The organism is Streptomyces sp. CA-106110 (assembly GCF_050936285.1).
Taxonomy (GTDB): domain Bacteria; phylum Actinomycetota; class Actinomycetes; order Streptomycetales; family Streptomycetaceae; genus Streptomyces.
The window spans coordinates 10,789,564-10,805,181 of record NZ_JBNJNB010000001.1 but is presented as its reverse complement, the minus strand read 5'-3'; the positions used below and the strand labels follow the sequence as shown (position 1 = coordinate 10,805,181).

Sequence of the window (15,618 nt, the reverse complement as noted above, 5' to 3'; positions counted from 1 at the left end):
TCTCCTCTGCTCGGCTCAAGGCAGCGCTCGGTCCGAGGGCATGTGTTTGTTGTGGCGGACAAGTCCGATGACATCGTCGGGCACCAGGCGGCCGATGGCGCTGGACGACTGGAAGATCACTGAAAATGGTGCGGTTCTGGCCCCGGGGCGGTTGCGTCGGGGCCAGTGCTGTCGGCATGCAGGTCGAGCTGGTGGCGGGCGCCGTCGACCAGGACGACCCACGGCCGCAGGTGCTTCGGGTCGCGGGCCTCGGCCTGGTCGAAGACGTCAGCGATGACCTGCTCGGGCGGGCGGACCAGCGAGGCGGTGCACCACTTGTTCTCCGCCCTCGGCCCCGGACGGACGGGACGCTCGCCGCTGCGGCCGCCGGGCGGGTGGATCACATCGTGCGGGCGCCTGGGCGCCGGACGGGTGTCGAAGACGCAGGCCACGGTCGCCATCCGCTTCCGGTTCGGCTTCTCGCCCGGCGCGAGCCGGCCACGATGGCCGGCAGCGGCTTTCTCGGCGGCCCGGCGGGTGGCCTCGCGCAGGGCCTCCGGGCGCATGACCACGCCCTTGCCGTCAACCTGGACCACCAGCGGCATCTCCCGGCTGCACGGCACTGGGATCACGGTCCGGTAGAAGCCGCCGACGTCGACCGCGGCGGCGACCACGAGTTCTTCCAGCCTGCGCTTGCCGAGCACGTTCCCGCAGCGGCGCTCGACCGCCTGGTGGGCCTGGTCGAACGAGCCCTGGACGGCCTCGGTTACCGCGAGCCGCCGTAATCCCGTCGAGTGCCGGCCCGCCGGTAGCGACAGCACAGCGTCAGCGGGATGGACATTGCCCACACCCCGGCCCCGGTGGGCGACCCGAGTAACCCGGACCATCCCGAACACGCTGGCCAGCCAGTGTGAGTGTCCCGTCTCCCGCCAGGGCCGCACCCGGCCTTCCGGCCCCACCACGACCGGGCCGGCACCGGAACGAACTTGTTCCTCCTCCCGCACCGCGCGCAGGTCAAGATGGTCCTGCAGCAACAGGCGAAGCAGTTCCCGCCCGGCCGCGTCGAGGTATTGCTCCAGTTCAGTGTGGGTCCACGTGCCCGCATCGCTGCCCGACAGCATGGTGGTCAGCGTCTCGAAGGCGCTGAAGGAGTCGGCAAAGGGGTCAGCGATGGCATGAGTGTCGTACGGTGTCATCTCCAGGGCTCTTCCCGTCCAGCATCGATTGGGTCGCACCTTCGAATGTAGGCGCGGAAGAGCCCTGCTGTTAACGGGAGTTGGGCGAAACACCACTGCGGCGGCGGGCCGAAGTGAACAGGCCGGGGACATCCTCGTCCAGCCAGCCACGCTCCACCAGTCGCTTCAACTTCGATCGCGTGCCCTCGATCTTCCCCGTCTCGGCCGGCAGCCCGATCCTCGGCACGATCTGCTTGGCACGGACCGGCCCCGGCGCATCCGCCACCACCTCCACGATGTCCCGATACACCCCCGGCAGGACCTCCGCCCCCATCCCCGGCTGCCAGTTCGGCACCGTCAGCACCCCGATGACGTGCCGCTCCGCCCCCGCATACGCCGACACCACCGGCTCACCCGCGGTCGGCCGGTCGGCATCGATCGCGACAGCCGGCTTCTCCGGCGTCATCTCCGCCAGCACTTCAGCGACTGTCTCCCGCGTGATCCGGAGACGCTCCAGCCCCGCCCTGGCCGACTCCAGCTTCCCCGACAGCTCGGCGACCTCGGCTTCCAGCTCCTCCACCCGAAGCCGGGCGGCTGCCTCGCGCGATTCCAACTCCTCGAACAGCGAGCCCATCCGCCACCCCTCCTCCACCACCACGGTAGAGACGAGAAAACCCGAACACAGCCCCGCTGCCCGGTGACTTCGAAACTCAACCGTTTGCCGCTGAGGGTTGATCGGCAGCGCGGACGATCAGAACCAGCCGTCCATGCGGACAGCTCAGCCCGGATCCACCGGCTTGATGCCTGTGGACGGTTTCTCGGGGAACGAAGAAGTGCCTTGTGACCTGCGATGATGGGGTTTCTCTAGGACCACATCAGGCACGATCAGCAAGGCACTTCCGAGATGCAATCTTCCCATGCCGCGGCGGCGGTCTCATCCGCGTTCGACGACCCGAACCTGATCGCATACGGCGGCCTGGAGCCGGTGGTGCGGTTGGCCGAGCGATGCGGTCTGCCCGCACTGGTCGGGGAGTACATCCGTCTGCCGGCCTCGAAGGACGGCACCGGTGCCTTCCCCGCGGCGAAAGTGATGTCGCTGGTGGGTGGCATGGTCGCGGGCGCCGACAGCATCGACGACATGCACCGGGTGCGGCACGGCGCGATGGGCCGCCTGTTCTCCGGTGCGCGGGCCCCGTCCACGCTGGGGTCGTTCCTGCGCTCCTTCACCCACGGGCATGTGAAGCAACTGCACGCTGTGGCCCGCCGGTTCCTTCCCGAACTGGCCCGTCACGCCCCGCTGCTGCCCGGCGCGGACCAGGTCGCCTACGTGGACATCGATGACACCATCCGCCGCACCTACGGCTACGCCAAGCAGGGCGCCGGTTACGGATACAGCAAGGTCAAGGGCCTGAACGCGCTGCTCGGCATCGTCTCCACACCCCTGGCCGCCCCGGTCATCGCCGCCACCAGGCTACGCAAGGGACCCTCGAACTCCGCGCGCGGAGCGGCGGCGTTCGTCGCCGAGACCATCCACACCGCCCGCGCCTGCGGCGCCAGCGGCCTGCTGGTGATGCGCGCGGACTCGGCGTTCTACGGCGCCGATGTCGTCAACTCCTGCCGGGCGCTGGGCGCGCGGTTCTCCATCACCGTGCGGATGAACGCTTCCGTCAAGACCGCCATCGCCCGCATCGATGAGGACGCCTGGACGCCGATCAAGTACCCCAAGGCGGTCTGGGACGAGGAGGGCCAGCGCTGGATCTCCGACGCCGAGATAGCCGAGACCACCTACACCGCCTTCACTTCCAAGCCGAAGAAGCAGCAGGTCACCGCCCGTCTGATCGTGCGCCGCGTCAAACGCCTGAGCGCAAGCCGTCCCCGCCGGACAGGGCACGCTGTTTGACACCTGGCGCTACCACGCCGCGTTCACCGACTCCCCGCTCTCCGTGAACGATGCCGAGCGTGACCATCGACGGCACGCCGTCGTCGAGCAGGTGATCGCGGATGTCAAGAACAGCGCCTTCGCCCACGCGCCCTCCGGGCATTTCCAGGCCAATGCCGCCTGGCTCGCCCTGGCAGCCCTGGCACACAACCTGACCCGCGCCGCCGGCGCACTGGCCGGCACGTTCCATGCCAGAGCGACCACCGCCACCATCCGTGACCACCTGATCAACGTGCCCGCCCGCCTGGCCCGCTCGGCCCGCCGCCTCACCCTGCACCTGCCCGAACGCTGGCCCTGGAGCACCAACTTCACCCAGCTCTTCAACATCGTGCACGCGCCACCAGCCCCCTGAAACTCCCTGACCGACCTGCCCGAAAGAGCCCGAGACCTGCGGAAAAGTGGAAGAGCTGGACAGACCAGCGGCCACCCCACGCCCGAATCCGCAACTCAACCCCGACACGGCCTGCACGACCCCGAAACGATCACACCGAAATCAAGCCGGTGGATCCGGGCTCAGTCGGGCGAAGTCGCGCCGCGGTACTGGACCACCTCATCGAAGATGCTCCAGCCGTCGATCTCTTCAGTCACGGGATCGTCGGTACGCCAACCGCGTTTCAGGGCTGCGTCGAGCAGGGCCCTGACAGTGCCCGGCTCGTGCAGGTTCACCGTTCTGCCGAGCTCCGTGCCGACGGCTCCGGATGGCATGAGGTACCCGTCAGGGACAAGCCTGTCGGAGCCTGCCTGGAAGACGATGCAGAGACGCCCCCTCGCTTTGAACTGGCGGATGACGAGGGTTTCGCAGCAGTCCTCGTATTGACCGTTGCCCAGGGCGCGGTGGGTGTGGCTCAAGGTCCAGAGGAAGTTCTCCCCCTCGACCACGAGACGTCGTGCCCTCTTATCGCTGCGAGCCATCCGCCAATGCTAGCGAGAGCCCGTTGACCAGCGCGATCAATCTTCAGCGTCAGAGACACCCCCTCAGCAATCCCCAGCCCGGCCCCTCCCTTCAGAGGAACTACACCCACTTCAGATAAGCCAGGCCAGCGAGGAAGCCAACGGCCATCCCGATGTTGGCGGGGGTATCTTCCGGGTTAGCCGCTCCTGAGGCCCTGGCTATAAGGACGGCGAGACCGCCCCCAGTGGCAGTGCATGAAGCAAGGTAGAACAGGATTCGGAACACGCTTCTCCCCCCGCATCGAGCGACTGACGACAGTATGACGACCACGGGTCTCTTCATGGCATGTGGTGGCGAGGCATGTGCGGACCTTTGAAGTTTCAGCGCCTCGGTCGGCCAATGCCGCACGTTCCAGCGAGAGCAGTTGCAGGGCTGTCGCGAGATCTGGAGCCGGGCTTCGACGGACCGGCAGTGCTCCTGAAGGTTGGCGTGCTTCTTCTTCAGCTCCTCGAAGGCGTCGGCGGACCGCGCATGCTTCGACCTCTTGGCCCCGTCGCGAGCGGCCTCGGCCTGGAAGAGGTCCTTCAGGTCGGGGTGCTGGTGGGTGAGGTGCCACCGCTTGGGGTCGGCCTCGTCGAGCAACAACAGTCACTGGACACAGAACCGCACTTCTCCAACGGAGAAGGGTGCAGATCTTCTGAGGGCGCCGACAAGACCACCGTGACCTGCGGAGTCACACCACCGCCCCTCCTGGGGACGTCTCGCCCAGGAGGCGTTCCCGCTGGTCGGCGCGACTCGCACTGCGCCTCGAGTGTGCCAGCGTCGAAAGGACGCGACGCGGCCTCTCGACCTGAGTTCGACAATGACGAACCTGCTGGTCAACGATGACGGCCAAGACTGGGAAGATCTGCACCCATCTGCTGTCGCCGCCACCAGGGCAGTTGGGCCACCTCGCGGGTCAGGATGTCGTTGCTCACCTCGGCGTCGTTGGCGCTGACGTTGCCCGGGTGCAGGGTCGCAGCCAGCTGTTCTCCGGTGGTGTCACAGGTGGCAACGAACACATGGTGTCCGAGGAACCCCTTGTAGGTGCCGTGGGCTCACTCCTTCTGTGACGGTGCCGGGATCAGCGTCCCATCGCTGTCGATCACGGTCCAGCCGGTAAGCGACACTCCTTCCACCTCCACCTCGGGGATTCCGCGTCACGCTACGTCACCCTCCAGTGGCACTGTCAGGGGCGGCCGGCTGCATGCACGCAGTACGAGCGCGAGCGCCCAGGTGTCCGCTCTGTTCCACGTACGCCTCCACGTACACACAACCGGGACCGGTGGACAGGACGTTGCCCCAGCTTCCCGGGAGCGTCTGATCTCCGCTGTACTGGGACGGAGCCGACGCCCGATCCGGGTCACGGTGAGCGTCGATATGGGTGATCCAGGTTCGGGACTCGGGTCCCTGCAGGTATCCCCACGCCGCCCTGCACGCCGGGGAGTACATCAGCAGGACGGTCCCGTAAGTTCGCCCGTCGGGCCATTGAACCGGCTGCCAATCCAGCTGTTTGGCATCCGCCCGGCAGCCGTCGTCGTAAGGGTCGGTCCCGTCCCGCGCCAGGAGACCCTTCGCCACCGTGTGGGAAGGCGCAGCGGGGTCGCTCGCGGCGAGAACGGTGACCCACGCCGCCGCCACCAGTGCGGCCGCACCCGCCGTCGCCGCCAGCCAGCGTCGTGGGCGGCCGGCAGACCGCGGTCCTCCGCCGGTTACGGAATCGGTGCCGGTGGCGGGGGGTTTCCCGGGCGAGGACGCGCGCTGCGCCGCAGGTGCAGCGTCAAGAGCAGGCGGGTCCGGGTCGGCTGCCGGGGCCGTTGATTCGGATTGTTCAGCCGGGCTGGCAGCGCTGGCGACCTCCCAGAGCTGCCGCCAGGCGTGCGGATCGGCCCCGCAGCCCTGCACGAACGCTTCCGTCACTGCCCAGCTCGGCACCGTCCTGCCGCTCTCCGCTGCGCTCAGGGCAGCCGGCGAGTACCCGGTGCGGGCGGCGAGCTGTCGCAACGTCAGGCCTTGCTGGTCACGTAGGTCGCGAAGCCGCTGCGCGAGTTGTCCTTGTGGCTGTAACGCCTCGATGATCGGCTTGCGCTTGCGTCCTGCCACGTCTCCCCCTCGCCGGAGCCTTCGGCTGCTCATTGTTCAGCAATGTCCATGGCCCGGCCAAGGCCCTGGATCGATCTTGACGCCCTCTGGCTCCATGGGGCGAACGAGATCGCCGCCTTCCGAAGGGACCCGCTTTCATGCGCTTGCGCATCCTGTCGGCTGCAGTCACCGCGACCGCCGCCTTCCTCGCCCTCGGCTCTGCTCCGGCCCATGCCAACATGCGGGGCTGGACAGGACAGACCAGCTCCTGCGCCGCACTGACCGGAACGGATGGGAGCGTCGGGGCTGGCTGCCTGCAGCCCAGCGTCCAGACGCTGGAGCGCAACGACGCCAACTGCCCCGGCAACGACCAGTACTTCCCGGCCACCGACGGCTATGGCAAGCCGATCCAGTGGACCTACTCGAACGGGTCGCACGCCTGCATCAAGGTCTCCTACAGCACCCCCTTCCCGATCACACTCGGCGACTGCGAGTACTGGTTCTACGCCCCTGCCGGCCACGCGACCGGGACCATCTACTTCGGCTACTGGGTCGGCGGCGCCAAGCACATCTTCGCCCTTAACGAAAACCCCGTCGAAGGCTGGCAGCCTCTCTTCACCGACTTCCAGCACGGCGTCTTCGGCGTCTCACAGCAGCCCACCCACATCGAATTCCAGGACAACAACGGCCAAAGCGGAAACCAGATCGCCTGGGGTGCCAACAATCAGTACGGCATCATCCAGACCTGCTACGGCGCCGGCTGAACCGCACAACACCCGAATCTCACACACCGAAGGAGTGGACCGGATGTCACCGCAACGCCTCGTCGCAGCCCTCACTGCCTCCACCCTGAGCCTCAGCGCCCTACTGTTCTGCGCACCCTCGACCTCCGCCGCCACGTGCCCGGACGGTGCCGGCGGCTGCGGAGCGGCGGGCGCATACACCGTCGTGGGCACCGACGGCACACTCGCTCTCCAGAGCAGCCCCAACGTCGGCAACGTCGTCGGTTGGGCACACGAAGGCCAGACCCTGCAAATCTTCTGCCAGGTCAACAACGGAGGCACCGACTACCCCGACAACCTCTGGAGCCACACCTGGGACAAGGTCCTCATCTCCCTCGGCAACCCCGACCAGCTCCACTGGGTCTGGGTATACGACCACTTCATCAACACCCCGCTCCAGAATGCGGACGGGTGGTCGCTCGCACCGCGCTGCTGACCCACCAACGCGCTGTCCGGCCCGCGTGGCGCCACTGCCGAGACGAGCATCAAGCACCCGCGGGCCGGCATCGGCGCCGGCCCAGATTTCAGGATCAGCACGTCGAGCCGGTCACCAGCGGCTCGCCCACCCACCGGAACTGTTCCTCAACGGCAAGATCGACGGTCGGCCCGGACGCGGTCTCACGGACAGGCTCGCCCAGCTTCCGCGCCAAGTTGGTGCATTCGCGCCCAGAAGGAGTTAGCGGGCCGAGTAAGCGCCCGCCTGGCCCGTGCCCTGGCCGCCGATGGCGTTCGACGGCGTTGCGGCTGCTGATGCGGCTGCCGCTTCCCCCGCTGCGGTTGCTGAGGGTGCTGGGCGTGGACGACTTCGCGCTCAAACGGCGCCACCTCTATGCCACCGTCCTGACTGACGCCGAGACCGCAAGGCTTCGGCGTTCTGGCGTGAAGTCCGGTTGCGGCGTTTTGCAGGCTCGGTGGTGTCCCCGATGCGTGAGCAGGCACGGTTTCCAAGATCATGGAGTTCTCGACGCCGCGTGATCCGAGTGGAAGACCGTGCCGCGGACCGGCAACGCACCCCGCGCGATGGCGACCTGGCGCAGCTCGCCGGCCACTCCGCGCCCACAACGGGGAAGTCCGCCTTCGCGGCATCGATCTCTTTAGCCGACACCTGGTCCTGCGGCGGTCAGCCTCCCAACCGCGGCCGCGATCTGTGCCCTGCGGCCGCCGTGTCGAGGAGCAGCAGCCCGTCGGGAGACTTCCCCCACCGCCGGGTCCTCTCCCCGACGCGAAGTTTCCCGCCCTAACTGGAGCGGTCCCGCGCGACGTGCGATGGAAGCGCGGGACCGCCATGCCCTGCTGTCCTGTCAGAGCCGGGCAGTGGAACAGTACGAAGTGCTCCCTGACTCCGCATGCTGTGCAGCGCGTTCGAGTGAGCGCCGGCAATGCCACCCCGGGACGGCTCGGACGCTATCCCCCGTGTTCGTTAGTCCTCCGCAGGGCCGCGTCGGACACCGCTGCTGCCCCGATCATCCAGGTCCGCAGGACTCAGACAGCCCGCACTGCGGGACTTCCGTGCACCACCTGCGCGTGATCCGCCCGCCCCACGGGACGCAAGCACCAGCCACGGGCCCCGGCCTGCCACTGCTGTCGATGATGGGCGCGTTTCCGTGACCCGGCATTCATGGCAGGAAGTTGATGACGACTCACCACCCCACGCACCCCCGACGTCGCCTAGGTGCGGTGACCCTTGCAGTCCTCGGCGGCGCGGTGTTGACCGCGTGCAACCCGGGCGCCACCAACTCCTCCGGCGTAGGCGGCGCCGGCCCAGCCGCCGAGGCGGCCACGAAGACCCTCGCGCTGGGACAGCCGAGCCCAGAGGACCAGGAGATCTCCCGGTACGGCAAGACCGCGAGGTTCTCTATCACGCCCCTCAAGGTGAAGGCAGGCTCGCCCAGTGACGTGCGGGAACTCGGGAACGATCAGAAGTACGCAAACAAGCGGCTGGTGTGGGTGTACGTCCACGTCCGGGACGTGGGGGGCCCGACCATCCAGGGGCCGATGGTGATGACCGACATCGGTGTCGAGACCAGCGTCGGCAAGGCGACCCGCCTGATCCTCATCGGCGACCTGATCAGCAGGCCCCACGACTGCGTCAGCGAGAACCCCGACCTGATCTGGCGGAAGGGCGACAGTTGGACGTCCTGCGAGCCGTACGTGATCGACGCCAACGCCAAGGTCACCAAGATCACGTACTTCCAGGGCTACTACAACGACCCCCTCAAGTGGGCCGTGTCCCGGTGATCGCGCATCTATCCCATCCGGCACGAGTAGATGCCGCTCCGTCGTCGGCCGAACGGAGGATGAGGGTTCATCCGGCTGTGAGGCGCGGCGATCTCGCCAGGGATACCAGCAGGGAGCTTGGTCGTCAGCCCGCCCCGGGAGCATCCCAGCCGGTGATCGTCGGGCTCGGTGAAGACACCACCTGGCGGCTCGACCTGCAGATCCCCCTTTGCGGTCACCCGCCACATGCTGGTGGGCGCGGGCGACCCGAGCGCACCGTCGAGACCTTGACCTGGCACGACTTCGTTAACCGCTATCAGGGAACTTCTGCCTGACCACGGTTACAGCCAGCGAGTGGCGCCCCAGCCTTGTGGGACAGCCGTCAGCGGCTGACTGCCGCCCCGGATCTACGTGCCGTCGACCGCAGCGATGCGGACGGGAAGGGGCGAACTTGCCCGCAGCCAGCTTAGTTGGCTGTGGGCCGAGCAGCTTCCGAGAGGCCTCCCCACGTTGCCGCACGGGGTGAGCACTGCCACTGTGCCCTCGGTCCTCCCGCTGGCGCATCTGTGCCATGACCAACGGCGACACCTCTCCGGTATGGCTGGCCGGAAAGTTAACACTGCATCATCTGCCGGTACTGCACCCGCAAACACGGCGGTGAATTCACATTGCCCTTCATATCTTCTCGTAGAGGACGGCTGACGGCACTCGGCATCACAGCGGCCATGCTGTCCCTTTCGACCACAACATCCGCAGACGCGCAGCCCGTTGGGCAGGTGGAGAGCACGGCACCGGCCGGTGCATCCGGCCCGGCCGCAGCGGCCCCGCAGCCCGGCCCACGTACCGTCACCCTGATCACCGGTGACAAGGTCGTGGTCACGCCCGCCGGAGGCGCCGGCACCGTGACGGTGAGCGGTCCGCACGGTGAGCCCATCGCCGCGCACACCGACACGGTCGGCAAGGACCTGTATGTGTACCCCGAGTCGGCCGCGCCGTACGTCACCGCCGGACTCCTCGACAAGGAGCTCTTCAACGTCACCCAGCTGGTGGCCGACGGTTACGACGACGCCCGGGTGAACCGGCTGCCGCTCCTCGTCACCTACATCCGCAACTCTGCCGCCCGCGCACAGGCCGCACCACGCGGCGCGGCCCGGGTCCGCACCCTTTCCAGCATCAACGGTGCAGCTCTCACCGAGGACCACGGCAAGGCAGCCGAGTTCTGGTCGGCGATCACCTCAAAGGTGAGCGCATCCGCGATGGCCCGCAGCAGCCCCCTCCTCGCCTCGCCCGCACCCAGGCCCACCCTGGCCGGCGGTATCTCCAAGATCTGGCTGGACGGCAAGGCCAAGGCGACCCTCGCCGACTCGACCGCGCAGATCGGTGCACCCGAGGTGTGGCACGGCGGCAACACCGGCCAGGGCGTGGACGTCGCCGTGCTGGACACCGGCGTCGACGACGGTCACCCCGACCTGGTCGGCCAGGTCGCAGAGGCGACCAGCTTCGTACCCGACCAGGACCCCGGCGGCGGTGGCGGCCCCCAGGGGCAGGCGACCGCCGACACGGACACCGTGGACCGCCACGGACACGGCACCCATGTGGCCTCCACCATCGCCGGTACCGGCGCGGCCTCCAGCGGCAAGGAGAAGGGCGTCGCCCCCGGCGTCCGGCTGCACGTGGGCAAGGTCCTCAACGACTCCGGCCAGGGACAGGACTCCTGGATCCTGGCCGGTATGGAGTGGGCCGCCCGGGACGCGCACGCCAAGATCATCAGCATGAGCCTGGGCGGGAGCCCGTCCGACGGGTCCGACCCGCTCAGTCAGGCCGTCAACCAGCTCAGCGCCGAGACCGGAGCGCTGTTCACCATCGCCGCCGGAAACTCGGGCCCGAACTCGCAGACGGTCGCTGCGCCCGGCGCCGCGGACGCGGCGCTGACCGTCGGCGCCGTGGACGGCAACGACCAGCTGGCCTACTTCTCCAGCCGCGGCCCCCGCTGGTCGGACAGCGCGCTCAAGCCGGAGATCACCGCCCCCGGCGTCGACATTCTCGCCGCCCGCTCGCGGTACGCCGGCGGCACCGGCGACTACACGACGATGAGCGGCACCTCGATGGCCACCCCGCATGTCGCCGGAGCCGCCGCGCTGCTGGCCGCAGAGCACCCCGACTGGACCGGCCAGCAGATCAAGGACGCCCTGGTCAGCACCTCCAAGCCGACCCCGGACTACACCGCCTTCCAGGCCGGTGCCGGCCGCGTGGACGTCGCGGCCGCCACCAAGGCCACCCTGTTCGCCACCGGTACGGTCTCCCTGGGCCGACACCCCTGGCCCGCCGAGCCCGGCGCGACGGCCGACAAGACGGTGACGTACACCAATACCGGTGACGCCCCGGTGACGCTGGACCTCGCGGTCTCGGCCCCGAAGGCCCCCACCGGCCTGTTCACCCTGTCCCAGGACAAGATCACCGTCCCGGCGCACGGCACCGGTACGGTCACCGTGACCGCCAACGTCGACCAGGCCGCCCGGGGGAAGAACTACGACGCACGTATCGACGCCTCGGCGGCGGGCGTGCACCTCGCCCACACCGCCGTCGGCTTCACCACCGCCAACCAGACCTTCAAGGTCACCATCATGCCCAAGGACCGGTCGGGCGCGATCTACACAGGCCCCGCGGATCTCATGGGGGCGTCCGACGAGGACTCCGACCCCCTTGTGAACAACTGGGATCTCCCCCTCGGCCTCTTCACCGGCACGTCGCCCGGCGTGATGACCCTCGAACTGCCGGCCGGCACCTGGTCGCTGGGCGAGTGGATGCAGGTCGAGGGCGTTCATGGTCCACAGTCCCGCGGACGCGCCCTGGTCATGGCGCCGGAGTTCGACCTGGACCACGACACCACCATCGTGCTCGACGCCCGCAAGGCCCGCCAGATGAAGCTGCTGACCCCGCGGGAGTCCACGAGCACCGCGCTTCGGGTCGACTACACCCGGACCTTCCCCGGTGTGAGCAACCAGGTCGTGTCCTTCCTCGCGCCGCGCACGGAGGACAGCCTCTGGGCGACGCCGACCCCAAAGGTGACCAAGGGAACCTTCGACGTCCGTACGCGGTGGCGCAACGAGCAGCCCGCGCTGAAGATCTCCATGGGCGGCACGTCGTTCGACGACCTGCTGGTGCGGCGCGGGACCAAGCCCCTGTCCAAGGGTTCGCACCGGCTCGAGCCCGTGTATGTGGGGCAGGGCGCCGCGGCGGACTACACGGGACGTGACGTCCGCGGCAAGGCCGTCGTCGTCGACCGTAACGACACGGTGGGGCTGCCCGACCAGGCGGCCACCGCAGCGGCAGCGGGCGCCCAGCTGCTCCTCGTCGTCAACGACGGCCCCGGCCTCGTGGAGCCGCTTGCCTTCGACAGCATTGCGCCGCTGAACATCGCGACGCTGGACCAGGAGGAAGGCCGGCGCCTGATCTCCCAGGCCACCAAGGCCAGCACCGCACTGGACGTGTACTCCAACCCGACCACTGAGTACCTCTACGACGTGGTGCGGAAGTACCACAACGAGATCCCGGCGGATCTCTCCTACCGTCCGGACACCAGCGACCTTGCGCGGGTCGACATGTCCTTCCGCAACTACCGCCCCGCCCCGGCGACGGACTTCCGCTACGACGTGTGGCCGGAGTCCGATTGGTGGGCCATCGGGTGGCCGGAGATTCCGGGGCAGGGCCAGGGCAATCGCACCGACTACGTGTCCCCCGATGTGCAGTACCAGGAGAGCGCGATGGTCACCGGTGAGACCCGGGTCATCGCCGCGGACAAGCACTACAGTGCGGGCAGCCACACGGCGGAGAACTGGTTCTCCCCGATCCAGCGGCCGCGCATCTCGTACGGCAGCACGATGCTGTCCCGCCAGGACGACGCCCTGTTCGCGTTCGTCGCCGGATGGGGCGACGCGGGCGCCGACCGCGTGGGATACGCCTCGGACCCGGGTGTCCAGGCGAGCACGTCGATCTACCAGGGCGACACCCTGCTCGCCCAGACGCCCAACTACTACACCTATGCGACCGGGCTGAAGCCCGAGCGGCTTCCGTACCGGATCGTCTCGGAGTTCTCCCGGGGCACCTGGGTCAGCCCCTACTCCACCCGCACCCGCACGGTCTGGGACTTCACGTCCGCGGCTGGTCAGCGGTACCAGAACCTGCCCTTGCCGCTGGTCCAGCTCGACTACGACGTCAACACGGACTTCTCGGGCAAGGCGGGCCGCGACGCGGCGTTCACCATCAAGCCGGCCAAGCCGGGCCAGTGGCCGACCGCCTACGCGGAGCTGCCTCCGGCCGCCTTCCATGACGTGACCCTGCAACTGTCCTACGACGACGGCGCCACCTGGCACGAGGCGCACCTGGCCCGGACGCCCGACGGCCGTGGCTGGCGGACCGAGCTGAACGCCCCGAAGGACGCCCGCTTCGTCACCCTGCGGGCAAGCGCTCGTGACTCCGACGGCAACGCCGTGGAGCAGACCATCACCCGGGCCTTCGGCCTGAAGTGACGCCAGCTCACCACCGCTGAGAACGGAACGCAGCCGCCGGGGGCGGGGCCAAGACACGGTCCCGCCCCCGGTCGGCGTACCGGGCACCCTGCGGTGCGTCATGCCCGGAGGAGTGGGATTTCACGTCCGCTGCTGGTCAGCGGTTCCAAAATCTGCGGATCAACCAGTGGACGCGTCCGCAGTCGACATCCCGCGTCGAGGCCAGAATCGACACCATCGGCAACGGCGCTCACAGCGGGCGCCGAGAACGACCAGCCTGAAACTCACCCCGAAGTCGTCGCCGACCGTGCCCACTACGTCTGGCACCACGTCAACGACACATGCCAGGCACGCGAGGTAGGCACCGACCTACTGAGCTGGGTGCGGCTCTTCTGAAGTGAAGGTCGCGGATCAGGCGGTCAGTCTGAATATGGCCTGGTCAGGGTTGGGGTAGAGCCGTTCGTGTTCGCGAGCGGTGTGGAAGGCCCAGTAGTCGTCGAGGTCGCCGTTGCTGGTCACGGCGCGGAGTTTGAGGACGGCTTCGGCGCCGTGCAAGCCCCAGCGGGCGCCGGTGATGTCGAGGCGGTCGGCGATCAGGTGCCGGCAGGCGCCTTCGATCGCGCCGGTCGCGATGGGCCAGCCCTTGTCCAGGGCGGTGTCGTAGTGGAGTTGCTCGAGATGGCCGGTGAGGTAGCGGTGGCAGGTGATGACCGCCTCGCGGCGTGAGGCCGCCAGGTGGGCCTGGTCGGCCAGGGCGAGGAGTTCGTCGGCGACGCGGGCGGCGTCACCGGCGAGGATCGCCGTGAGACGGTCGGCGGTGAAGACTTCGGCCTCGCGGCTGCCGGGCTTGTGGAACGCGTGCGCGGCGTCCCAGACGTATTCGGTGACGGGCCCTCCGGGCCCTTTGAAAATCTCAACACGCTGACTTGACAGGGATGCGCAGCGGCTGATCGTCAGCGTCCAGCAGGAACAGGGCAGTTCCGTCCGCGCGTGGGCGCAGTACAACCCGCGTGTTCAGGCGGGCAGTGAGGAGTGCTGCCAACTCGGCGGCGTGCTGGTCGACGACCACGCCACGGGAGATCTCCGCCTGGGCGCGGCGGTTCTTGCCGAGCCATCGCTCAGGTATCCAGCGGCTGACTTTGGAGCGTGGATGCACGGGAGCCCTCCCCTTGAAGTGACGCAGAATGTTGCCGAGTCGCCCCCTCCGCCGCCGCGGGCTTCCGAAGGTCGGCTGGGGGCTCAGCTGCTGTGTGACATTGAAGCCTCTCTCTGTCTCACGCACCTGGCGTTCCGCCGAAGCCCGTTCTCGACGGGCGGGAAGTGCACTGTCGTGCCGGGCTCGTCGTCCGCGCGAATCGACTCTCGGTCTGGAGCGGGAAGGACCGCAGCGGCGGCTCTCTCGGAATCAGTGATGATCAGCTGGGCCATCACCGGTTCGCTTCACGGTGTTCTGCGGAGGGGGACGACATCGGGAATGGTGGGCATAGCCCGGCCTCGTGAATATGCAGAACGAACGTGCGCAAGGTATGCGCCGCGGTCTCGGCCCATGGCATGGCGGATAGTTGGGCCGTGCAGCACGAATTCCAGATCAGTCACCGCAGCGACAGCGGCTGGACCGTCGTGGAGGTCTACGGTGAGGCGGATGTGTCCACGGTGCCGCAGATCCGGGACCACGTAGTCGAGCTCATCCGGGAAGGGGATCGCCGCTTCATCGTCGATCTGCTCGGTGTGACGTTCATCGACTCGACAGGACTGGGCGTGCTCGTCGGAATCCTCAAGCGCATCCGCGCTTGTCGAGGCGAGCTGCGACTCGTCATCGCCAATCCGGACGTCCGTCGGATCTTCACCATCACGGGACTGCACAATGTGTTCTCCATCTACGACTCAGTCGACTGGCGAAGGCGACACCCTGACCCGCAAGGAGAAGCCGGTGTCACCAGCCGTCCCTGAGTACCTGTCACCTCTGCGGTGGAGGTGGATCCTGTTTGCTACCCGCCGTCAGGAG

Annotated in this window: 10 protein-coding genes and 4 pseudogenes; 7 read left to right on the top strand and 7 right to left on the bottom strand. The window is 68.2% G+C overall.

The genetic code is table 11. The features are described from left to right. Positions 1-167 precede the first annotated feature (167 nt). A pseudogene (locus tag ACQEXA_RS49795) lies at positions 168-1,175 on the bottom strand (ISKra4 family transposase); the annotation flags it as partial. A 70-nt stretch (positions 1,176-1,245) separates the two neighbouring features. Beyond that, positions 1,246-1,788, bottom strand: a complete 543-nt coding sequence (locus ACQEXA_RS49790; RefSeq protein WP_432923563.1) for a hypothetical protein — start codon at positions 1,786-1,788, stop codon at positions 1,246-1,248. 270 nt (positions 1,789-2,058) lie between these two features. Here ACQEXA_RS49790 and ACQEXA_RS49785 point away from each other — a divergent pair. Further along, positions 2,059-3,445 (top strand): annotated as a pseudogene (locus tag ACQEXA_RS49785) (IS1380 family transposase). Positions 3,446-3,606: 161 nt separating this feature from the next. On the opposite strand, the gene ACQEXA_RS49780 reads toward ACQEXA_RS49785, so the two are convergent. The 4 genes from ACQEXA_RS49780 to ACQEXA_RS49765 all read right to left on the bottom strand — a co-directional run bounded on the left by ACQEXA_RS49780 (position 3,607) and on the right by ACQEXA_RS49765 (position 6,160). After that, positions 3,607-4,005: a hypothetical protein gene (locus tag ACQEXA_RS49780; RefSeq protein WP_359411410.1), complete on the bottom strand. Its 399-nt coding sequence runs from the start codon at positions 4,003-4,005 to the stop codon at positions 3,607-3,609. A gap of 100 nt (positions 4,006-4,105) precedes the next feature. Beyond that, positions 4,106-4,630 carry a hypothetical protein gene (locus ACQEXA_RS49775; protein ID WP_433133193.1) on the bottom strand — a complete coding sequence of 175 codons (525 nt, stop codon included), beginning with the start codon at positions 4,628-4,630 and terminating at the stop codon, positions 4,106-4,108. Positions 4,631-4,863: 233 nt separating this feature from the next. Next, positions 4,864-5,046 (bottom strand): hypothetical protein, encoded by a 183-nt coding sequence (locus ACQEXA_RS49770; protein WP_432923567.1) that lies wholly within the window; start codon positions 5,044-5,046, stop codon positions 4,864-4,866. Positions 5,047-5,194: 148 nt separating this feature from the next. Next, positions 5,195-6,160, bottom strand: a complete 966-nt coding sequence (locus ACQEXA_RS49765) for a helix-turn-helix domain-containing protein (RefSeq protein WP_432923569.1) — start codon at positions 6,158-6,160, stop codon at positions 5,195-5,197. A gap of 104 nt (positions 6,161-6,264) precedes the next feature. Here ACQEXA_RS49765 and ACQEXA_RS49760 point away from each other — a divergent pair, with 104 nt between their 5' ends. The 5 genes and pseudogenes from ACQEXA_RS49760 to ACQEXA_RS49740 all read left to right on the top strand — a co-directional run bounded on the left by ACQEXA_RS49760 (position 6,265) and on the right by ACQEXA_RS49740 (position 13,634). Next, positions 6,265-6,870: a hypothetical protein gene (locus ACQEXA_RS49760; protein WP_433133191.1), complete on the top strand. Its 606-nt coding sequence runs from the start codon at positions 6,265-6,267 to the stop codon at positions 6,868-6,870. Between the two features lie 43 nt (positions 6,871-6,913). Next, positions 6,914-7,324, top strand: coding sequence for a hypothetical protein (locus ACQEXA_RS49755; protein ID WP_432923573.1), 411 nt, complete (start codon positions 6,914-6,916; stop codon positions 7,322-7,324). A 234-nt stretch (positions 7,325-7,558) separates the two neighbouring features. Then, positions 7,559-7,746, top strand: a pseudogene (locus ACQEXA_RS49750) (ISL3 family transposase); the annotation flags it as partial. A gap of 819 nt (positions 7,747-8,565) precedes the next feature. Next, positions 8,566-9,126: a hypothetical protein gene (locus ACQEXA_RS49745; protein ID WP_432923575.1), complete on the top strand. Its 561-nt coding sequence runs from the start codon at positions 8,566-8,568 to the stop codon at positions 9,124-9,126. Positions 9,127-9,881: 755 nt separating this feature from the next. Continuing rightward, entirely contained in the window at positions 9,882-13,634 is a 3,753-nt protein-coding gene (locus ACQEXA_RS49740; protein WP_433133189.1) for a S8 family peptidase, read from the top strand. Between the two features lie 390 nt (positions 13,635-14,024). Here the strand turns inward: ACQEXA_RS49740 and ACQEXA_RS49735 are convergent. After that, a pseudogene (locus tag ACQEXA_RS49735) lies at positions 14,025-14,501 on the bottom strand (ISKra4 family transposase); the annotation flags it as partial. A 681-nt stretch (positions 14,502-15,182) separates the two neighbouring features. Here ACQEXA_RS49735 and ACQEXA_RS49730 point away from each other — a divergent pair. Further along, positions 15,183-15,563, top strand: coding sequence for an STAS domain-containing protein (locus ACQEXA_RS49730; RefSeq protein ID WP_432923579.1), 381 nt, complete (start codon positions 15,183-15,185; stop codon positions 15,561-15,563). The last annotated feature ends 55 nt before the right edge of the window (positions 15,564-15,618 follow it).